This is a genomic window from Paenarthrobacter nicotinovorans, from assembly GCF_021919345.1.
Lineage (GTDB): Bacteria > Actinomycetota > Actinomycetes > Actinomycetales > Micrococcaceae > Arthrobacter > Arthrobacter nicotinovorans.
In genome coordinates, this window is sequence record NZ_CP089293.1 from 2,437,211 (window position 1) to 2,457,202 (window position 19,992).

At 62.5% G+C, this 19,992-nt stretch carries 21 protein-coding genes, 2 tRNA genes and 1 other RNA gene; 14 read left to right on the forward strand and 10 right to left on the reverse strand.

Translation table 11 applies throughout. The features are described 5' to 3' along the window. Positions 1-97: 97 nt before the first annotated feature. Together pepN and JMY29_RS11355 are read left to right on the forward strand one after the other, a co-directional pair. A complete protein-coding gene (gene pepN, locus JMY29_RS11350; protein ID WP_189075474.1) occupies positions 98-2,659 on the forward strand; it encodes an aminopeptidase N in 2,562 nt (853 codons plus the stop codon). Between the two features lie 55 nt (positions 2,660-2,714). Then, positions 2,715-3,194, forward strand: coding sequence for an OsmC family protein (locus JMY29_RS11355; RefSeq protein ID WP_189075473.1), 480 nt, complete (start codon positions 2,715-2,717; stop codon positions 3,192-3,194). Here the strand turns inward: JMY29_RS11355 and JMY29_RS11360 are convergent. Next, positions 3,191-4,189 carry an NAD-dependent epimerase/dehydratase family protein gene (locus JMY29_RS11360; protein ID WP_189075472.1) on the reverse strand — a complete coding sequence of 333 codons (999 nt, stop codon included), beginning with the start codon at positions 4,187-4,189 and terminating at the stop codon, positions 3,191-3,193. The two genes, JMY29_RS11355 and JMY29_RS11360, sit on opposite strands and share 4 nt — an antisense overlap. Positions 4,190-4,276: 87 nt before the next feature. On the opposite strand from JMY29_RS11360, the gene JMY29_RS11365 reads away from it, so the two are divergent. Together JMY29_RS11365 and JMY29_RS11370 are read left to right on the forward strand one after the other, a co-directional pair. Next, the gene (locus tag JMY29_RS11365; RefSeq protein ID WP_018777841.1) at positions 4,277-4,975 is read left to right on the forward strand and encodes a mechanosensitive ion channel family protein; all 699 of its coding nucleotides are present in this window, start codon (positions 4,277-4,279) and stop codon (positions 4,973-4,975) included. Next, positions 4,968-5,450: a globin gene (locus tag JMY29_RS11370; protein WP_272932205.1), complete on the forward strand. Its 483-nt coding sequence runs from the start codon at positions 4,968-4,970 to the stop codon at positions 5,448-5,450. The genes JMY29_RS11365 and JMY29_RS11370 overlap by 8 nt, the downstream gene beginning before the upstream one ends. On the opposite strand, the gene JMY29_RS11375 is transcribed toward JMY29_RS11370, so the two are convergent. Further along, positions 5,447-6,124 (reverse strand): hypothetical protein, encoded by a 678-nt coding sequence (locus JMY29_RS11375; RefSeq protein WP_189075471.1) that lies wholly within the window; start codon positions 6,122-6,124, stop codon positions 5,447-5,449. The genes JMY29_RS11370 and JMY29_RS11375 overlap by 4 nt on opposite strands. A 63-nt stretch (positions 6,125-6,187) precedes the next feature. Between JMY29_RS11375 and JMY29_RS11380 the strand changes: the two genes are divergently transcribed. Continuing rightward, a complete protein-coding gene (locus tag JMY29_RS11380) occupies positions 6,188-7,093 on the forward strand; it encodes an acyl-CoA thioesterase (RefSeq protein ID WP_055972341.1) in 906 nt (301 codons plus the stop codon). A gap of 109 nt (positions 7,094-7,202) precedes the next feature. On the opposite strand, the gene ettA is transcribed toward JMY29_RS11380, so the two are convergent. Both ettA and JMY29_RS11390 read right to left on the reverse strand, forming a co-directional pair. After that, positions 7,203-8,885, reverse strand: coding sequence for an energy-dependent translational throttle protein EttA (ettA, locus tag JMY29_RS11385; protein ID WP_018777845.1), 1,683 nt, complete (start codon positions 8,883-8,885; stop codon positions 7,203-7,205). 56 nt (positions 8,886-8,941) lie between these two features. Further along, the gene (locus JMY29_RS11390) at positions 8,942-9,232 is read right to left on the reverse strand and encodes a DUF6993 domain-containing protein (protein ID WP_227453651.1); all 291 of its coding nucleotides are present in this window, start codon (positions 9,230-9,232) and stop codon (positions 8,942-8,944) included. A 13-nt stretch (positions 9,233-9,245) separates the two neighbouring features. On the opposite strand from JMY29_RS11390, the gene JMY29_RS11395 reads away from it, so the two are divergent. Further along, entirely contained in the window at positions 9,246-9,494 is a 249-nt protein-coding gene (locus JMY29_RS11395) for a hypothetical protein (protein WP_079582167.1), read from the forward strand. A 90-nt stretch (positions 9,495-9,584) separates the two neighbouring features. Continuing rightward, positions 9,585-10,022 (forward strand): SRPBCC family protein, encoded by a 438-nt coding sequence (locus JMY29_RS11400; RefSeq protein ID WP_079582166.1) that lies wholly within the window; start codon positions 9,585-9,587, stop codon positions 10,020-10,022. Between the two features lie 58 nt (positions 10,023-10,080). On the opposite strand, the gene JMY29_RS11405 is transcribed toward JMY29_RS11400, so the two are convergent. After that, a tRNA-Arg gene (locus JMY29_RS11405) sits at positions 10,081-10,156 on the reverse strand. 219 nt (positions 10,157-10,375) lie between these two features. Here JMY29_RS11405 and JMY29_RS11410 point away from each other — a divergent pair. Continuing rightward, a complete protein-coding gene (locus JMY29_RS11410) occupies positions 10,376-10,930 on the forward strand; it encodes a single-stranded DNA-binding protein (RefSeq protein WP_189075470.1) in 555 nt (184 codons plus the stop codon). Between the two features lie 169 nt (positions 10,931-11,099). Further along, on the forward strand, positions 11,100-11,780 hold the full coding sequence (locus JMY29_RS11415) for a DNA alkylation repair protein (RefSeq protein ID WP_189075469.1): 681 nt from the start codon (positions 11,100-11,102) through the stop codon (positions 11,778-11,780). Here the strand turns inward: JMY29_RS11415 and mptB are convergent. After that, on the reverse strand, positions 11,773-13,329 hold the full coding sequence (mptB, locus tag JMY29_RS11420; RefSeq protein ID WP_189075468.1) for a polyprenol phosphomannose-dependent alpha 1,6 mannosyltransferase MptB: 1,557 nt from the start codon (positions 13,327-13,329) through the stop codon (positions 11,773-11,775). The two genes, JMY29_RS11415 and mptB, sit on opposite strands and share 8 nt — an antisense overlap. Positions 13,330-13,518: 189 nt before the next feature. On the opposite strand from mptB, the gene orn reads away from it, so the two are divergent. The 4 genes from orn (at position 13,519) to JMY29_RS11440 (ending at position 15,828) form a co-directional block, all read left to right on the forward strand. Next, positions 13,519-14,112 (forward strand): oligoribonuclease, encoded by a 594-nt coding sequence (orn, locus tag JMY29_RS11425; RefSeq protein WP_018777852.1) that lies wholly within the window; start codon positions 13,519-13,521, stop codon positions 14,110-14,112. A 132-nt stretch (positions 14,113-14,244) separates the two neighbouring features. Beyond that, a tRNA-His gene (locus JMY29_RS11430) sits at positions 14,245-14,320 on the forward strand. Between the two features lie 118 nt (positions 14,321-14,438). Beyond that, positions 14,439-15,011 carry a peptide deformylase gene (def, locus tag JMY29_RS11435; protein WP_039241790.1) on the forward strand — a complete coding sequence of 191 codons (573 nt, stop codon included), beginning with the start codon at positions 14,439-14,441 and terminating at the stop codon, positions 15,009-15,011. A gap of 4 nt (positions 15,012-15,015) precedes the next feature. Next, complete coding sequence (locus tag JMY29_RS11440; protein WP_189075467.1) at positions 15,016-15,828, forward strand: acyltransferase domain-containing protein; 813 nt, start codon at positions 15,016-15,018, stop codon at positions 15,826-15,828. On the opposite strand, the gene JMY29_RS11445 is transcribed toward JMY29_RS11440, so the two are convergent. The 4 genes from JMY29_RS11445 to rnpB form a co-directional block, all read right to left on the reverse strand. Continuing rightward, a complete protein-coding gene (locus JMY29_RS11445; protein WP_189075466.1) occupies positions 15,813-16,613 on the reverse strand; it encodes an HNH endonuclease family protein in 801 nt (266 codons plus the stop codon). The genes JMY29_RS11440 and JMY29_RS11445 overlap by 16 nt on opposite strands. A gap of 119 nt (positions 16,614-16,732) precedes the next feature. Continuing rightward, positions 16,733-16,942, reverse strand: a complete 210-nt coding sequence (locus tag JMY29_RS11450; RefSeq protein ID WP_026267182.1) for a hypothetical protein — start codon at positions 16,940-16,942, stop codon at positions 16,733-16,735. A 74-nt stretch (positions 16,943-17,016) separates the two neighbouring features. Continuing rightward, positions 17,017-18,468, reverse strand: a complete 1,452-nt coding sequence (locus JMY29_RS11455; RefSeq protein ID WP_229778594.1) for a glyceraldehyde-3-phosphate dehydrogenase — start codon at positions 18,466-18,468, stop codon at positions 17,017-17,019. Between the two features lie 300 nt (positions 18,469-18,768). Continuing rightward, positions 18,769-19,154, reverse strand: an RNA gene (rnpB, locus tag JMY29_RS11460) — RNase P RNA component class A. Between the two features lie 57 nt (positions 19,155-19,211). Here rnpB and JMY29_RS11465 point away from each other — a divergent pair. Next, a complete protein-coding gene (locus tag JMY29_RS11465) occupies positions 19,212-19,976 on the forward strand; it encodes a YaaA family protein (protein WP_189075464.1) in 765 nt (254 codons plus the stop codon). Positions 19,977-19,992: the final 16 nt, after the last annotated feature.

A 19,992-nucleotide genomic window follows, 5' to 3' on the forward strand; every position in this document is an offset into this window, starting at 1 on the left:
GTGTCCACTCCTTGCCTTCCGTCGTGGGAGTGAAAGAATAACTTCATACCAGCGGCCGGCGGACCGGCCGGTCATCCCGATCTCCGGAGGCACTACTTTGCCAGGCCTGAACCTCACGCGCGATGAAGCCGCGAACCGCGCCGAACTGCTCACTGTCGACTCCTACGACGTCACCTTGGACCTGACCCGCGGCCCGGAGGTTTTCGGCTCCACCACCGTGGTCAGGTTTTCTGCCGAGGCGGGATCCTCGACGTTCATCGATGCCATCACGCACACCGTCCACAGCGTGACGTTGAACGGCACTGACCTGGACCCAGCGGAGGTCTCCGACGGCGTCCGTATCCAGCTGCCGGGGCTTGCTGCTGAGAATGAACTGACGATTGTGGCAGATGCGCCCTACATGAACACCGGCGAGGGCCTCCACCGCTTCGTGGACCCCGTGGATGGGGAAGCGTACCTCTACACGCAGTTCGAGGTTCCGGATTCCCGGCGCATGTTCGCCGTCTTTGAGCAGCCCGACCTGAAAGCGGCTTTCACGTTCACGGTCACGGCGCCGTCGCACTGGGACGTTGTTTCCAACTCCCCCACTCCTGTTCCCGTTGAGGCTCCTGCCGCGGAAGATGGCAGCGCGCGCTCCGTATGGAAATTCGCGCCGACCCCCCGACTCTCCTCCTACGTCACTGCCTTGATCGCAGGGCCTTACCAGTCGGTCCGTTCAGAGGTCACCAGCTCCGACGGCCGGGTCATTCCCCTGGGAGTGTTCGCCCGCAAATCCCTGATGCAGTACCTCGACGCCGACAACATCTTTGAACTGACCCGCCAGGGTTTCGAGTTCTTCGAGGCCCAGTTCGGCTGCCCCTACCCGTTCGAGAAGTACGATCAGTTGTTTGTGCCGGAATTCAACGCCGGCGCCATGGAAAACGCCGGCGCCGTCACCATCCTCGAAGGCTACGTCTTCCGCGGGAAGGTCACCGGCGCGCAGATCGAACGGCGCGCCATCACTGTCCTGCACGAACTGGCCCACATGTGGTTCGGTGACCTGGTGACCATGCGCTGGTGGAACGACCTCTGGCTCAACGAGTCCTTCGCCGAATACATGTCGCACCTAGCTGCCGTGGAGAACACCGAATTCGACCGGGCCTGGACCACGTTCGCTTCGGTGGAGAAGTCCTGGGCCTACAAGCAGGACCAGCTGCCCACCACGCACCCGATCTTCGCCGAGATCAACAACCTCGAAGACGTCGAGGTCAACTTTGACGGCATCACCTACGCCAAGGGAGCATCTGTACTTCGCCAGCTGGTGGCCTGGGTAGGCCCGGAACAGTTCATGGCCGGTGTCCGGACCTACTTCGCCAAGCACGCCTGGAAAAACACCGAGCTCGCAGACCTCATGGTGGAACTGGAAGCCGCTTCGGGCCGTGACCTCGACCAATGGGGCAAGCTCTGGCTCGAAACGGCAGGCGTGAACACCCTCGCACCCGAGGTAACCGTCGACGCTGAAGGCACCATCACTGCCTTCTCAATCCAGCAGACCGCCATCGACGAGCAACCCACCCTGCGTCCGCACCGCCTCGCCGTCGGCTTCTACACGCTCTCCGGCGAAGGGAAGCTGGAACGCACCCATCGCGAAGAACTCGACGTCGACGGCCCCAGGACCGACGTGCCCGCACTGGTGGGCAAAGCTCGCCCGGACCTGATCCTGCTCAACGACGACGATCTCGCCTATGCAAAGGTGCGCCTGGACCAGCACTCCCTCGCCACAGCCAAGGAACACCTGAAGGACTTCGCAGCCAGCCTGCCCCGCACCCTGGTGTGGGGCTCAGCCTGGGATGCAGCCCGCGACGGTGAGACCCCGGCCCGCGGCTATGTGGACCTGATCCTGGCCAATATTGCCCACGAGACCGACTCTTCGGTCATCCTGGTCCAGCTCCGCCAGCTCGCCACCACCCTGACCTACTACGTCGCCGCAGAACATAAAGCCGCGACCACCATCGCAGCAGCGGACAGGCTCTGGGAACTTGCTTCGAGCGTGGAAGCCGGCTCCGACGCCCAGCTGCAATTCGCCAAGTCCTACGCCCAGTTGGCACGCAGCGAGGCACAACTGGACCGTCTCCAAGCCCTCCTGGACGGGATCGAAACCTTGGAAGGGCTCACCGTGGACCAGGACATGCGCTGGGAGCTCCTGACCGCGCTGGTGGCTGGCGGACGCATAGGCCAGGAACGCATCGACGAAGAACTCGCCCGCGACAACACCTCCAACGGCCAGAACGCTGCCGCGCAGGCCAAGGCGGCCATTCCCACCCCGGAAGCCAAGGCAGCGGCCTGGGAGTCGATCGTGGTCAAGGGAGAACTTTCCAACGCACTTCAGTCGTCAGCGGTGGCAGGCTTCATGCGCGTCCCGGACACTTCCCTGCTGGAACCCTACGCGGAGAAGTACTTCCAGGCCGTGCCCGGGATCGTCAAGGAACGCACACACGCACTGGCCCAGCAGATCGTTGTGGGGCTTTACCCGGCCCAGCTCACCACGCAGGCTACGGTGGACCGCACCGACGCGTTCCTGGCCGGACTTCCCGAAGAAAACGCAGCCCTGCGCCGCATGATGTTGGAAAACCGTGACGGAGTGGCCCGCGCCCTTCGCGCCAGGGCGGCCGACGTCTAGGACCAGCCCGCGGGGTCCATGCGGACAGTCGGTTGTGCCTGACTAGACTGTCCGCATGGGCCTGAACGAACACCACTACGCGCTGACTGTCCGCTGGACCGGGAACCTCGGAGAGGGCACAGCGGGCTACCGCGCATATTCACGGGACCACGACGTCGAGATCAGCGGACTTCCCACACTCAAGGGGTCGGCCGATCCCACGTTTCATGGCGACCGGATGCGCTACAACCCGGAGCAACTGCTGCTTGCCGCGCTCTCGCAGTGCCACATGCTGTCCTTCCTGCACGTGGCCGTCAAGCACGGAGTGGTGGTTACCGGCTATGAGGACAACGCCGAAGGGCTCATGAAACTCAACCGTGACGGCAGCGGGCAATTCGAGAATGTGACGCTCCGGCCCCATGTCACCATCGTGGATGCCGCGCACGCTGCTTTGATGCCGCAACTTCACCATGAGGCCAACCAGGTCTGCTTCATTGCGCGAAGCGTCAACTTCCCGGTCCTCCATGAACCGATCACGACGGCGGCCGCGGCCTAACGCTGCAGCTCCCGCCAGAGCGCCACGAGCCTTTGTTCGGTCCTGCGGCCAAGGCCTGCTTTTCGCTCCCTGTCCAGTCCCCGCATCCGCTCGTCGTCAAGCGTGGCGGCCAGGGTTTCCTGCCATGGGCGCAAGGTCATTCCCGCCTCCCGTGCAGCACGGTTGGAGCGGGCTTGGAAGCCATCGTGCCCCGGGGGAAGCCACAAGGGCAGTGAGTCCGGTCCCGCCCAGTAGTCCACGCCCTGCTCAACGAGCCAGTGCTCGGAGGGACGGATAACATCACTCTCTTCGGCCCCGGCAATCCGTTGGGATTCGGTGATGTAGTCACCGAAGCGAACAACATCGCCCAAGGCGTTGTACGTTCCCGTCAGCCCGCCTTCGGCCGAACGCAGGATCCAGGTTGCGAGATCCCGGACGTCAATGATCTGGGCTGCGGCGGTGGGAATGTCCGGAACCAACACCGTGTCACTGTCCGCAGCGAACCTGGCCGGCCAGTAGCCGTATCTGTCCGTACCGTCCCCTGGGCCGCCGATGAGTCCGGACCGGACGATGTGCGCCTTCTCCCCCACCAGGCCCAGTGTCAGGTGCTCGATGGCTGATTTGGACTCGCCATAACTTTCCGGGCCGGCCGTATGCCCCTCTGGCAGCGGCTCCAGCAGGGCCGCGCTTTCATCCGCGCCAGGTACTGAGTGGTCCGCATACACCGAACAGCTGGAGACGAACGTCCAGTGCTCCGCGACAGGTCCCAGCACCTCCAAGGCCTCGCGTGCCTGGACCGGATCCCTGGAAACGTCCACCACCGCGTCCCAGCTGTCTGCCACCTCCGCATAGGCCGCGGCACCCAAGGTGCGATCCCCCCGCACCCACGTGGCGCCGTCGGGCGGGTTCGATGAAGTACCCCGGGCAAAACAGGTGACGTCATGACCGGCGGCAACTGCCTGCCGGGCGATTTCTGCTGACAGGAAGGCGGTGCCGCCCAGGACCAGGATGCGCATACCGTCACGCTACGGCGCTAGGGTTAAACGTGGACAGAGTGTTCCGCGCCCGGCGAACACGGGCCGACCACAAGGAGTTATTCCACTTTGACCTTTATCCCCCTTGCGGAAGCCATCAACATCGAACCCGAAAAGATCGACCTCGTTTCGATCCTCATTACCGTAGGCATCGGCCTGCTGGTGTGGATCGTTGCGCGCTTCATCATCCTGCGCATCACGCGGCGCGTATCTGCCGGCAGTTCCTTCTTCAAGAAGCCGCATTTCAAATGGGTCCAGCCCGCCATCCGCGCCCTGGACCATGAGCGGCGTTCCCAGCGCGCCGAAACCATCGGCTCGCTGCTCACCAGCCTGGTAAGCGTCGTGGTGGTGGTGATCGTCATCATCTACGTCCTCAAGTTCATGAATGTGGACGTCGCGCCCCTGCTGACCAGCGTGGGGATCCTGGGTGTCGCCATCGGCTTCGGCGCCCAACAGCTCATCCGCGACTTCCTCGCCGGCATCTTCATCACCATCGAGGACCAGTACGGGATCGGCGACGTGATCGTCACCAGCGAAGTGGTTGGTACCGTTGAGTCGGTTGGACTGAGGATCACCCGCGTCCGCGCGGAAGACGGAGCCATCTGGTACCTGCGGAACGGTGAGATCCTGAGGGTCGGAAACCGTTCCCAAGGGGACTACGTGCCGCTGGAGTCACCCGACAACAGCGACGAACCAGGCGCCTCAGCAGCGCCCGTCACAGCTGGCGCATCGCGCGTCACCAAAGCCGAGGAGAAGTCCAATGAGTAACACTGCAGGCGGGGAGCCCCAGCCGGCGCAGGCGGGTCCCCGACGCCAGCTGATGCAAAACGACCCTTTCAGCCAGCCTGCGTACACGGACAGTTTCTATGCCGCCGTCGGCGGCCATGAAACGTTCGTGAAGCTCATCGACGTGTTCTACGACGGTGTGGCCACTGATCCGCTCCTGCGCCCCATGTACCCGGAAGAGGATCTTGGGCCAGCGAAGCGCCGCTTCCTGATGTTTCTCGAACAGTACTGGGGTGGGCCCACCACCTACGGCGAGGAGCGCGGCCACCCGCGTCTTCGCATGCGCCACATGCCCTTCCAAGTGACTCCCGAAGCCAAGGACCGTTGGCTGTTCCACATGCGGACAGCCGTGGACGCTCTGGACCTGTCGCCCCTTCATGAGGGAACCCTGTGGGACTACATGGAACGGGCCGCACTGACCATGGTCAACAGCCCTTCGGCAGTTCCCCGGAACTAGCCCGGAAAACCGAGGCCGAGCCCCGCGCCTGTGCGTACCAGCACATGGCCGCGGGGTCCGCTGAGCCGGTACCACCGACCATTCATGAAGACCTGCTGCGCACCATCGCCCAGGAATCCAAGGGCGAAGGCCGCAAACGCGGACCCGGCAGGCAGGCCCCCGCCGTCGGGAAGCTCACGGCCCCAGACAGCAGCCCTTGCAGTATTGACCACCGCAGCACCTGCCGCGGTCGGAATGACGCCGGCCACCTCCGCGATGCCTGCTTCCGCGGCTGACTTGAGGTCGGCGTCGGACAATGTCCCCAGCGCCTCCCAGCCGCTGCGTGGCGCACCAACTCCGGCCCATGACTCCGAAACGGTCGACGGCGGGATGGGAAGTTCCACATCATCGGCACCGGAGCGGGCCAAACGGTCCATGACGGACGCGAGCGTTACGGTGACATCCGCGTGAGCCGGTTCAGCCAGCGCCATTGTCCTCAAGCCAAGGATCGTCGGCGTGGATTCACCCAGGATGCGCGGCCGCAAGACGCATACATAGGCAGCGAGGACGTTGCCTGCCGCCTGGAGGCGGATAGCGCCGTCGTCGATGCTTTTTGCCCGGGTGGCGAAGGTCCGCAAATCGGCGAGGTCACGGGGATCGGCGAAGCGGAAGGACTGGGTCAAGACGTCTGTCACATGATCGACTCTACCGGCATGTCCCCGGTTGAGAGGGGTCGGGGTGGCGTCTAAAGTCGAACCATGACTGAGACGAACACTGGCCTCCAGGTGGAAGCACCCGCAGAAGACCCCATGGAAGTGCTTATCGGCCTGCTGGACCTCGGTGACTTCGACGGAGCCCGGACCAATGAGGACATCTTCCTTGGTCCGTCCCAAAAGCAGCCCCGGCACCGTGTTTTTGGGGGCCAGGTGCTGGCGCAGTCGATGATGGCCGGCATGCGCACCGTGGAGCCGGACAGGGTGGCGCACTCCATGCACGGCTACTTCCTGCGTCCCGGGGATGCCAACAAGCCCATCACCTTCGGCGTTGAACGGCTGCGTGATGGCCGTTCCTTCTCCGCCCGCCGCGTGCACGCCTACCAGGACGGCGTCCCGATCCTTTCGATGATCGCCTCGTTCCAGGTGGAGGACAACGGCCTGGACCACCAGGCAACCATGCCCGAAGGCATCCCGGATCCGGAAACCCTCCCAAGCACAGCCGAGCTCTTGTCCCACTTCGACCACCCGCTGGCCCGGCACATGTCCTCCGAGCGGCCCTTCGACGTCCGCCACATCGACCCCGCGCTTTACGTATCCCCGCCAAGCGAGCATGTGGCCACCAATGCGGTGTGGATGAAGACCATGGGTCCGCTCCCTGACGACCCCAAACTGCACATCGCAGCCCTGGCCTACGCCAGCGACTACACACTGTTGGAGCCCATCCTCCGCAAACACGGTCTGTCCTGGATGACGCCGGGCATGAGCGTAGCCAGCCTGGACCACGCCATGTGGTGGCACCGGCCGGTCAAGGTGGACGAATGGATGCTTTACGTGCAGGAGTCCCCCAGCGCCCAGGGTGCCCGGGGTTTGGCCACGGGCAGGATCTTCAACCGCGACGGCGTGCATGTTGCCACAGTGGCGCAGGAGGGTATGGTGCGGATTCCATAGCGTTCGGACGCTCACGCAGTTCGGAATCACACGCAGGAAGGCCGGTCCCGTGGGACCGGCCTTCCTGTGTTCTGTACTGCCAGCTGCTCTGTACTGCCAGCGGCGGTGGTTAGTCGCGGGTCAGGCGACGGTGCGTCACGCGGTGCGGCTTGGCGGCATCCGGGCCCAGGCGCTCCACCTTGTTCTCCTCGTAAGAGTCGAAGTTGCCCTCGAACCAGTACCACTTGGACGGGTTCTCATCGTCACCTTCATAGGCGAGGATGTGCGTTGCCACCCTGTCCAGGAACCAGCGGTCGTGCGAGACCACCACGGCGCAGCCCGGGAATTCGAGAAGCGCGTTTTCCAGGCTGCTGAGGGTTTCGACGTCGAGGTCGTTAGTGGGTTCGTCAAGGAGCAGGAGGTTGCCACCCTGCTTGAGCGTCAGTGCCAGATTGAGGCGGTTGCGCTCACCACCGGAGAGGACACCGGCCTTCTTCTGCTGGTCCGGGCCCTTGAAACCAAACGCCGAAACGTAGGCGCGTGAGGGCATTTCCACCTGGCCGACCTGGATGAAGTCGTGGCCTTCGGAGACTACTTCCCACAGTGACTTGTTGGGATCGATGCCGCCACGGGACTGGTCAACGTAGGAGATCTTCACGGACTCGCCGATCTTGAGCTCACCGCCGTCCAGGGGTTCCATGCCGACGATCGTCTTGAAGAGCGTGGACTTGCCCACACCGTTGGGCCCGATCACGCCGACGATGCCGTTGCGCGGAAGGGAGAAGGAGAGGTCTTCGATCAGGACACGGTCGTCGAAGCCCTTCTTCAGGTCCTTGGCCTCGATGACCAAAGAGCCCAGGCGCGGTCCCGGCGGAATCTGGATCTCTTCGAAGTCCAGCTTGCGGGTCCGCTCCGCTTCTGCGGCCATTTCCTCGTAACGTGCAAGACGGGCCTTGGACTTGGTCTGGCGGCCCTTGGCGTTGGAGCGCACCCACTCAAGTTCTTCGCTAAGACGCTTGGAGAGCTTCGCGTCCTTCTTGCCTTGGACCTCGAGGCGGGCCTTTTTCTTCTCCAGGTAGGTGGAGTAGTTGCCCTCGTAGGGGTAAAGGTGGCCACGGTCCACTTCCGCGATCCATTCAGCCACGTGGTCCAGGAAGTACCGGTCGTGGGTGACGGCAAGTACTGCGCCGGGGTACTGGGAAAGGTGCTGCTCCAACCACAGCACACTCTCGGCGTCCAGGTGGTTGGTGGGCTCGTCAAGGAGCAGGAGGTCCGGCTTCTGCAACAGGAGCTTGCACAGTGCTACGCGGCGGCGCTCACCACCGGAAAGGACGGTAACGTCGGCGTCTGCAGGCGGGCAACGCAAGGCGTCCATGGCCTGCTCAAGCTGGGAATCGATATCCCAGGCGTCAGCAGCGTCAATGGCTTCCTGGAGCTTGCCCATTTCATCAAGCAGCGTGTCGTAGTCCGCGTCCGGGTTGGCCATCTCTTCCGAGATTTCGTTGAAGCGCTGGATCTTGCCGTAGATCTCGCCAACGCCTTCCTGGACGTTGCCCAGGACGGTCTTCTCCTCGTTCAGCGGCGGTTCCTGCAGGAGGATGCCCACGGTGTAACCGGGGCTCAGGCGGGCCTCGCCGTTGGAAGGGGTGTCCAAACCGGCCATGATCTTCAGGATGGTGGACTTGCCAGCACCGTTCGGGCCCACGACGCCGATCTTCGCGCCAGGGTAGAACGACATGCTGACGTCGTCCAGAATAAGTTTGTCGCCAACGGCCTTGCGAGCCTTGGTCATCGTGTAAATGAATTCCGCCATGCCCTTAAATCTAATGGGTAGGCGTACATAACTCACATTCGCTGCCTGAGGCCGGGCTAGCGGGCGTCTCCTACGAAGCATTTTCCGGTTGAGAGCACGGGCAACACCGTGACCACAACGCCGCCATCGCGTATCTGCCCCATAACGCAGGATTTCCCGGCCAGGGTGGCCGCTTCCATGGCGTCAACATCAAGGCCGGTGGGTGTGCGGCTGACTGATACCTCGATATTCTCCTGGGGAATTCCTGCAGATACCAATGCGGCACGCAGCGCCTCCCTGTCCGGTTTGGGATTCCCGGCCACAAGGTTCTTAAGCGTGGACTCGACGGTTGATGTCGTTGCAGCCACAGCTGGATCCGCAGTGTTGGAAGGGGCCTCCGCGGCGCTGGCGGACGCGCTGGCTCCAGGGCTGACGGGCGAGCTTGCGCCACTGCTGGCGCCCGGAGCGGTGGACCCCACCGGGGTGGTTGGAGGCCCGGGTGTGGCCGTGCAGCCTGTAACCAGGACAAGAGCGGCAACCAGCATTGACCACCCCGCCAGACGGACCTTGGTGGTGGACGCCGGCGCCGGCCCGCGATACTTCGAAGTGCTTCCCCTGCTTATCACCTAGTCATTGTGCCATTCACAGGCGACCTCGACGGGCGTACCGTGTGCACCGGAAGGGTTCCCGACGGCGGGACGCGGAAATGGAGTGCACATTATGAGCGGACAAGCTTCAGAGGCCGTTGCGTCTGCCACAATCGACGCGCCGCTGGAAAAGGTGTGGGACGCCCTGACTGATCCGGCCCTCATCAGGCAGTACTTCCTGGGGACCAACGTCACTACGTCCTGGCGCGTGGGCGAGCCGATTACCTACGAAGGCGAGTACAACGGCAAAACCTACGAAGACAAAGGAACCATCCTGGTCTTCGACCCTCCTGTCAGGCTCAAGACTACGCACTTCAGTCCCGCCTCCGGACTTGCCGATATACCGGAAAACCACCACACCGTTGAGTACCTCCTGGCGGGAACACCGGATGGAACCACCGTGACCATCACCCAGGGGAACAACTCAAGCGAAGAAGAAGTGGCGTCTTCCACCGCCACCTGGCAACTGGTGCTGGGAAACCTCAAGGAGTTCCTGGAGTCGACCCCCTGAAAAAGGAGTCCACCCCCTGAAAAAACACCCTCCCTGGAAAGTATCCAAGGAGGGTGAATGGTGCCCCAGGAGGGAATCGAACCCCCGACCGGCGGATTAGAAGGCCGCTGCTCTATCCCCTGAGCTACTGGGGCGCACTGGCTCGATGACCACCCGGGCCGCTCGCGCCACAAAGAGTTTACATGCGATCGCTGGGTCACCCGCCATCTCCACGCTGGCTGCCTCCATTCCTCAACAACGGGCCTGGGCCCGAAGTTATTCACATAGCGCAGGACCGCACTCCCATCCGGAACGTCGCTGGACAAGGCTATAGATGCCGGACAGGCACTTCCCTACATCGTGAAGGACCACCAATGAATGACATGATCACCGTCAGGGGCTTTGTGGCCTCGGACGTGAAAAGTTCCACGACTACCCGTGGTACCGCTACTGCGTCGTTCCGCCTCGGAACCACAGAGCGCCGATACGACCGCGCGAGCAACACCTGGGTGGACGGCAACACCAACTGGTACACAGTGCAGTCGTTCCGTTACCTTGCCGGCCACGTGGGCTGCAGCATCAAGAAAGGCCAGCGGGTCTTGGTCGTCGGCAAGCTGCGGCTACGGCAATGGGAGCACGAGGGCCGCGTCTACCATGTGGCCGAGATCGATGCCGAATCTGTTGGCCACGACCTCATGTGGGGCTCTGCCAACTTCACCCGGATGAACGGAGCCTCGGCACCTGTAGATTCGGGTCCCTCCGTGGATGACTCCGGCAATCCCGCGAATCGCAGCGACTGGGAGGGCGAAGACGAGGAGCAGTCTCCCCCGGAGGAAGAAACTGTACCCTTAGGGCTTGACGGTACGGGTGGGGTCAGTTCCCTGTTGGTCAACACAACAACCGGCGAACTGGTGGGTGCCGGCGCTTGAAATGTCCGCCCGGCATCCGGCCGTCCAGGCGGATGCCGGCCAAGTGCTCCGGACAAGGGCGGGCCCCGACTGTGCCGGTACCGGTCGTGGTGGTACTGGTTGTACTGGACCTGCGGGGTTGGTACCAAAGGTTCGCCCTTGCCGCCGCCAACGACCCTAAAGTTAGGGCATGTCCACTACTGAACTCGTTGAGTCCATTCGCTTAAAGCTGCGTTCCGAGGCCGACCCGGAGCGCGCACGTGGCGCACAGGCGTACATGAAGTCAGAAATGCCCTCATACGGCGTCACAGTGCCTGCGGTGCGCAGAATTGTAAAGGCGGCTGCCAAGGCATTCCCACCGACGTCACCGGAAGAATTGCGCAGTGCTGCCCTGACACTGTGGCGGGAGGCAGAGGCACGTGAGGAGCGCTACGCTGCCATTGACCTCACCGGCTTGCGGATGGTCAAGGAGGATCTGCTCATGCTGCCCGTGTACGAAGAAATCATCCGGACGGGTGCCTGGTGGGACCTCGTTGATGGCGTATCGCACCGGATCTGCGCCCTGCTGTTGGCCCATCGGGACACCATGACCCCGGTGCTGCTTCGGTGGGCCGAAGACGGAGACATGTGGATCCGCAGAGCAGCCATCACTTCCCAGCTCGGTGCGAAATCAGCTACTGACCGGGTCCTGCTGGCACAAGCCATCACGGCAAACCTGGCGGACAAAGAATTCTTCGTTCGCAAGGCCATCGGCTGGGCACTACGGGAGTTCAGCAAGACCGATGCGGACTGGGTCCGTGGATTCGTCCAGGAGAACGCGCAAGCCCTGAGCCCCTTGTCCGCCAGGGAGGCCACTCGGCTGCTCAAATGATGGGGCGCAGCCCCGGCTCGTCGCGCTTGCGGAACAGGCTCTTGGTCTTCGGGTCAACAAAGATCAGGTAGACGGCAAAGAGGAGCGCAATGATGGCCGCCGCATTCCTGGCCAGCGTGAGCGCCAGGCCCAGGTCTTCGCTTTGCAGGTAGGGGAAGACGTCCAATTGGTCGGAGATGGCGTAGACCATGAAGAACGACACGATAAAGTAGACGGCCTTGACCTGCCAGTCGTTGCGGATACCCGTAACGGCAAAGAGCGGTATCAACCACACCACGTACCAGGACTGGATCATGGGTGCCAGGATAACGATGGCTGCAAACGCCAGCGTGAGTCGACGCATTAAGCGGTCGTAGTCGCCGCGGAAGATCTGCCAGGCGACGGCTCCAACCATCAGGACCTTGCCGGCGTCGTAAACCCATTTCGCCATGCCCCAACCGTCCAGGCCGAAGACATTGAAAATAGAGGCCACAACCAAGCCGATCAGCCCCACTGGGGCGTACCAGATCCAGATGCTGCCAGGAGCGGAAAGACCGTTGATCCAGCCGAATCCGAAACCGTTGACCAGGCTGAGGGCGTACAGCAGCCCGAAGCTGATGCCGGCCGTCAGGAACCAGTACAGGGATTTCCGCTGCCAGGAGGCGCCCTTGCCGGCCCACAAGAGTCCAATAAACGGCAGGAAAACAATGGTTATCGGTTTGACCGAAATCGAGAGCGTGACCAGCACGATGCCAAGAATCACACGACGCGTAGCGCAGTAGTAGAGACCTGCCAGCGCGAGACCGATCATCAGGGCGTCGTTGTGGACGCTGGCAATGAAGTTGGTCAGGAATAGCGGATTCGCCGCTGTCAGCCACAGTGCCCGATGCGGATTAACACCGTGGAGTTCAGCCAGCTTAGGTACGTAGATGATGCAGAGCACGATGCCCACCAAAGCCACCATCCGGAAAAGCATGATGCTGGCTTCGGGCTGGACATTGGTCACCCACACCACGAACTGTTCGATCCACAAGAACAGCTGCCCATAAGGGACCGGCGCTTCCGTCCACATCTTGTCGGCACCCAGTTGGAAATAATTAGGGAGGGCCGAGATCCCGTTCTTGTACGGATTCATGCCTTCCACCATCAGACGCCCCTGGCCGATGTAGGCGTACACGTCCCTGCTGAAAAGCGGAACCGTGAACATCATGGGCAGTCCCCACGCCACAACGGCCTGGAGCGTGGCCTTGCGCGCTTCCAGCCCCCACACCCGGACCCGTTGGCCCAGACGCAGCCAGGCCCGGACCAGCAGCATTCCACCAATGGCGAGCAGAACGATGGAGAGAGCGACGCCCGCGCCTTCGGTACGCATCCAAATAAAAAGCGGCAGCCGCCTGAGTTCGGATACCGGAGCCAGCCAACCAACGCCCAAGGAACCGAACACCATGAACATCGAACCGATGAACCCGGCAATCAGCGGCGAACGTGCGTTATCTACCTCGCTGGCTGCAGCATCCGCCGTCGGCGCTGCTGTCCCTGCCTTCTGGGCGGCGGGTACGGGCACCGTCATGTAGTCGTCATCCAATCGTTCGCCCGGTAAATTCGGGACAAAAGTTCTGCGTCTTCGGGGCTTCCGCAGCAGGAAGAAACGACACTGCTGCGCTCAAAAATCGTACCATCGGAGCACTTGGAACCGGCTGAAGGATAGGCTAGGCGCGTGCCTATTACTAATGAACGCATCGTCTGGATCGACTGCGAAATGACCGGCCTGGACCTCAAGAACGACGCCCTGATCGAGGTTGCCGCCCTGGTGACGGATTCCGAGCTCAACATCCTTGGCGACGGCGTGGACGTCGTGATCAAGCCGGATGATGCCGCACTGGAACAAATGAATGACTTTGTGCGGGATATGCATACCCGCTCCAAGCTCCTTGATGAGCTCCCGCACGGAAAGACCATGGCTGAGGCCGAAGCCCAGGTTCTGGAGTACATCGAGAAGTGGGTCCCGGATCCCCGCAAGGCCCCCTTGGGTGGAAACTCCGTGGGAACGGACCGGATGTTCCTGGCCCGGGACATGCCGAACATTGTTGAGCACCTCCACTACCGAGTTATTGATGTCAGCACCATCAAGGAACTCTCCCGGCGTTGGTTCCCGCGCGCCTACTTCCAGTCGCCCGCAAAACACGGTGGGCACCGCGCGTTGGGTGACATCAAGGACTCCATCGACGAACTCCGCTACTACCGCGAGGCAGTGTTCGTCGCCGCTCCGGGGCCCGATACCGCAACGGCGCAGCGCATTTCCAAGGACATCATGGCCAGCGCCGAAACCCTGGGATCCAGCAATCCGGTGTGATCTGCGCCATTTTTGAAGGTTTTTTCGCCAAAACCGGCAAAAGTGGACTTTGCACCCCAAAACAGCAGGTAAGCTATTTGTCGTTGCCTTCGAGGAAAGCCGGTCCAACGGACTAGCCCGAAAAGGCACATGGTGGGCTTAGCTCAGTTGGCAGAGCGCCTGGTTGTGGTCCAGGAGGTCGCGGGTTCAACCCCCGTAGCTCACCCCACCGAGATTGGCTGCAGAGCCGGTTTCCACAAAGGCCGCACCGGTAACCCGGTGCGGCCTTTGCTTTTAACCCGATCCGGTACGCCCCGGACCATAGCGATCACTAAGGAAGAACTGACATGACCGTCCTGCCAGTCACTATCTGGGGCGAACCTGTTTTGCACCGCCGGGCCAGCGAAGTCGAAATTTTCGACGACGAACTGCGCACCCTGATCGCTGACATGTTCGAGACGAACGATGCCGCCAACGGTGTGGGCCTCGCCGCCCCTCAGGTCGGCGTTGGCAAACGCATTTTCGTCTACAAGTACGAGAACGACGACGACGTCCCGCCCCAAGGCGTCGTAGTGAACCCGGTCCTTACGCTTTCCAAAGTTTCCGGTGCCCTTCCGGATCCTGACGAGGACGTTGAAGGCTGCTTGTCCTTCCCTGGCGAGTACTACCCTTTGCAACGTGCTGATTGGACCCGGGTCCAGGGATTTGATGGCGACGGCAACCCCGTGGAATTTGAAGCGACCGGTTGGTTCGCCCGGATTCTTCAACATGAATACGATCACTTGGACGGCAAGCTCTACGTCAACCGCCTGGTGGACCGCTATGCCAGGAAAGCGATGAAGCAGGCCAAGAAGAACGGTTGGGGCAAGCCCGGCCTGACCTGGATGCCCGGCGTCGATCCCGATCCCTTCGGACACTAGGCCCATGGACACCAGCACGCACGCCGAGCTGTTCAAACTCCTGGACATCAGCGCCGAGGACGCTCCGGAGTGCGCCCGTCTGTTGGCCACTCCCCCGGCCGCGGACGTCGTCCGCGCGTTGGACGCCTTGAAGGGCAGGCTGGGAGCTTTTCCGCTGCACAGCATCACGGCAGAGGGTGCATCGGAAGCGACCTGGATAGAAGCACTGCTTCGCTTCGCCCCGTCGGTCCACGACTTTCATGCCGGCCTGGGAATCGGCGTGGACGTCTCCGCTGCGTCCCTGGCAGACGTCGGACTGCAAATGCGGATCAACCGCCGGGTCCATGGGCGTTTCGGGCTCGACACCTGGTCCTGGCTGACGCTGCACATGGCCGGCAATCTTTTCAGGCTCGGCAGGCTGCAGTTCCATCTGGTGCCTGATGAGGGTTACGCCTCGGGCTGGGTGCTGGGTGTGCATATCCCCGAAGACGGCGGGCTCTCCCCCGCTTTGGTGGACGAGAGTTTCGCAGAGGCCCGGGACTTCTTCGCACGCCATTTTCCTGACAAGCCGGTGGCAGTGGCCACCTGTGACTCGTGGATGCTCGATCCCTATCTGGCAAAGCAGCTGCCAGAGAGCAATATCGCCTCATTTGCCCGCCGCTTTACCGTGGACCGCTGCACGGACGCAGCCACGGATGCCGTGTACTTCACCTTCCGGCAGCGCGGCATGCACGACCTGGAGAAGCTCCCGCGGGAAACGTCACTTCAGCGCGTAGTTCTGGAGAGAATCGACGACGGCGGCACTTGGCAACTCGGGCATGGTCACCTGGCGTTGTAGATCGTCTGCTGATCCGGGCAGGAGGATAGAACGCTCTTCATGGCGTCTTTCTCCGCTTGGGTGACCCACAACCGGTAGGCCGTCTTCACCGAGATCTGCCGGGCAACGTAGTGGCAGCGGAAGTTCTTGTTGGCCGGCAGCCACGTCGCGGCGTCGCCGGCGCCTTTCTTGACGTTTGCCGGACCATCCGCCGCAATCAAATTCAGCGGGTCGTTGGCGAGGGTCTGCCTCTGCTGGATGGTCAGCTGCTGGGCGCCTTTTTGCCACGCGTCGGCCAGCGCCACCACATGGTCGATTTGCACGGCGGAGCTGGTGTCCTGGCCCCTTGTGAAGGATATTTGCCTTCCCGTGTAGGGTTCGTTCAACGTTCCGGAGGCCACCTTGCAGGAGGAGCCGTCCATGAACTTGACTGCACTCAGGTCGCGCCGGAGGATGTCGTTGCGGGTATCGCAACCGTTCCGGTCCGCATCGGCCCACGCTTGTCCAAAGGCGGCCCTGTCATAGTCCGTTTTCGGCGCCCGCCCTTTGACCGGCAACTGGTCCAGGGCCTCGGAGGCCTTTTCGGGCATGACCGCCGCCGCGCCGCGCACAGGCTTCATCCATTCGGGGTTGTAAACCGGGGCTTCGCTGGGGCCGGACTGCGGAGGTTGAGCTGCTTCAAACTGGCCCACGGTGAAGAACCAGGACAGCCCGGCGACAATGGTAGCGGCAGCCAGTGCCAGAACCGCCCACGCTTGACGGGAACGGCGGCGGGCGCGTTTATAGGCGGACCAGGTGATGCTCAAGGGACTCCATCCAACGGGGCAGGCAGTGTCTTACGAGCGTAGGACACGGCCCCGACAGTCAGAGTCGGTATCCACAATGTGTAGGAGAAGTCACACTACACAGAGGGTGAAAGAGCCGGTTATTGCTCGCGCGTCACGCGTTGGAGGTCCTCGGCGGCAAGAGCCAGGAGGCCCCTCAGTTGTTCCACGCGCTCGTCGGTGACGTCCCCGGCAGCATTGGCCGCAACAGCTTGGTCCAGAAGCTTCTGGGCTTGCTTATGGTTGGCCTTGGCGACGTCCAGGGCGTGCTCCAGAGTGGTCTCATGTTCCATCGTTGATTCGTTTTCCATGAGACCCATTCTGGTCAGGTTTCCCGGCCGTTTCCAGTGACCCGGCCGGGAAACCCGTGTTAACTGCTGCGGACCTAGGCGCCGGCCGTTTCGAGTACGGCAATGGGAGCGATGACATCCCGGGCCGGGAACGACGGCGGGTTCACGCCGGCCATTTCTTCCATCACACGGACAACCTGGCAGGAGTAGCCGAACTCGTTGTCGTACCAGACGTACAGCACGAGGTTCTTGTCGTTGGAGATCGTGGCGAGGCCATCGACGATGCCGGCCCGACGGGAGCCGACGAAGTCCGTCGAGACTACATCGGGAGAATCGATGTAATCGATCTGCTTGCGGAGATCGGAATGCAGCGACATTTCACGCAGGAAGTCGTTGACCTCGTCGCGCGTGGTGCCCTTCTCCAGGTTGAGGTTCAGGATGGCCATGGAGACGTCCGGGGTGGGTACACGGATGGCGTTGCCTGTCAGCTTTCCCTGCAGTTCGGGAAGGGCCTTGGCCACTGCCTTGGCGGCACCGGTCTCCGTGATCACCATATTCAGCGCAGCGGAGCGTCCGCGGCGGTCACCCTTGTGGAAGTTGTCGATCAGGTTCTGGTCGTTGGTAAACGAGTGGACAGTCTCGACGTGGCCGTGAATGATGCCGAACTTGTCGTTGATGGCCTTCAGCACCGGAGTGATGGCGTTCGTGGTGCAGGATGCGGCGGTGACGATCTTGTCGTCGTCACTGATGTCGCGGTGGTTGATGCCGTGAACAATATTCTTGAGGTCACCCTTGCCCGGCGCCGTCAGCAGGACGCGGGCAACGCCCTTGCTCTGCAGGTGCTGGGAGAGGCCATCGGCGTCGCGCCAGCGTCCGGTGTTGTCGACCACCAGGGCGTCCTTGATTCCGTACTCGGTGTAATCAATAGTTGCGGGGTTGTCCGAGTAGATGACCTGTACCTGGACGCCGTTGGCGGTGATGGTGTTGGCTTCCTCATCCACACGGATGGTGCCTTCGAAGGAACCGTGAACGGAGTCGCGACGCAGCAGGCTCGCGCGCTTCACGAGGTCGTTGTCGGCGCCCTTGCGGACCACGATGGCGCGCAAGCGCAGGCCGTGGCCGCCACCGGCCTTTTCGATCAGGATGCGGGCCAGCAGACGGCCGATACGCCCGAAACCGTAAAGAACGACGTCGGTGCTGGTGCGGTCGTCAGCGCCGCGCTTGCCAACGATCTCGGCGAGCTCGGAGCGCAAGTACTCGTCCAGGGAGGCGCCATTGCCTTCTGCCCGGTACTTTTCGGTCAAACGTGCAATATCAATGGCTGCTGCGCCGAGCTCCAGCTCGGAAAGGGCGTTCAGCAGGGGTGCCGTCTCCTCGAGCAGGAGCTCGTGGTTGCTCATCCGGCGTGCAAAGCGGTGGGCCTTGAGGATGTTCATGGTGGACTTGTTGATCAAGCTCCGGCCGTGGATGCTGGTGACCACGTTGTTTTCCCGGTACAACCGGCCGATCACCGGAATCATGGCCTCGGCGAGAGCCTCCCGGCCCATCCACTTATCAAGACAAGAATCTGACGTCTGGCTCACAGAACTACCTTCCTTGGGTCAACCACATACGTCCTCGTATGCGGATGGCGGCGGCCGCCCGGAGTAGTCCTGCGGCACATGCGCCGGCGGGCTTCGGTCCACCCACAGCGCCTTGAACGAGAGCAAAGAAAATCCGCCGGCTGCGAACGCAGTCCCGGCGGCAGAACATCTACGTTCAGTAACCATTCTAGGCGGGAAGGTCGGGGCATGGTCGTCCCGGAGGCGTGAAATCACTCACACGCCCGTCATTCAGGGAGTCATAAATGGATGGGTTGACCGATACGCCGGGTTCTGTCATCCCCTTCCGTTACCGGAAAGGGAGAGGCGGCCATCCATCTACGAACGCCGTTGCCGACGCCCTCCAGCAGCCTACCCGGACACTCGGGCGAGCAGCCCTCGAACGTGTCCTGTCTGGCCTTGCTCCGGGTGGGGTTTACCTAGCCTCCCCGGTCACCCAGGGAGCTGGTGGTCTCTTACACCACCGTTTCACCCTTACCTGCTGCCCGGTGCAATACCGGGACGCAGGCGGTCTGTTCTCTGTGGCACTGGCCTGCGGGTTACCCCGAGTGGGCGTTACCCACCACCCTGCTCTGTGGAGCCCGGACGTTCCTCGAGCCACTTTCGTGACGCGCGGCCGCCTGGTCAACCCATCCGCCGTACAGTCTACCGGCGTCCAGGACGGCCCAAGTCACCGGTAATATCGACTGGTGCTGATTCTCCTGCCGCCCTCAGAAGGCAAAACCCCCGCCCTCAAAGGACCTGCCATCGAATGGGAGTCGCTGAGCTTCCCGGAACTGAACCCGTACCGGGCCAAGGTCCTTGAAGCTCTGGGGACAGTGAGCGCGCACGAGGACGCCCTGGCGTTACTGGGCGTCGGCGCCTCGCTGCGGGACGACGTCGAACGTAATACCCGGCTGCACGCCGAACCGGCGGCTCCCGCGCACCAGGTCTACTCAGGGGTCTTGTACGACGCCCTCGGCTTCAAGAGCATGACGCCGGCCCAGCGCCGCAAGGCGACGGAGTCCATCCTGGTTGTTTCCGCTTTGTGGGGAGCCATTGGCTTTGGTGACCACGTGCCCGCCTACCGTCTGTCGATGGGAACCGCACTGCCCGACGTCGGACGCCTCGCCTCCTATTGGAAGCCGCAGCTGAACGCCGCCCTCGCCCAGCGGGTCGACGGCGAACTGCTGGTGGACTGCCGCTCCAGCACCTACGCCGCAGCGTGGGCTCCCCCGGCCGCACAGACGGTGAACGTCAATGTGTTCAACGAGGCGAACGGCAAGCGCACCGTGGTGAGCCACTTCGCCAAGCACACCAGGGGTGAGTTGGCACGGCATCTGCTGACCAGGCGCGGCAAGGCTCCGGAAACTCCGGATCAGCTCCTGAAGGCCGCCAGCGAAATCCGGACCGCCGAACTGGTTGAGGGCACCGCCCGGAAGCCACACGCCCTGAACATCATTCTGTCCAACTAAGGCCGTGCCCGGGTCA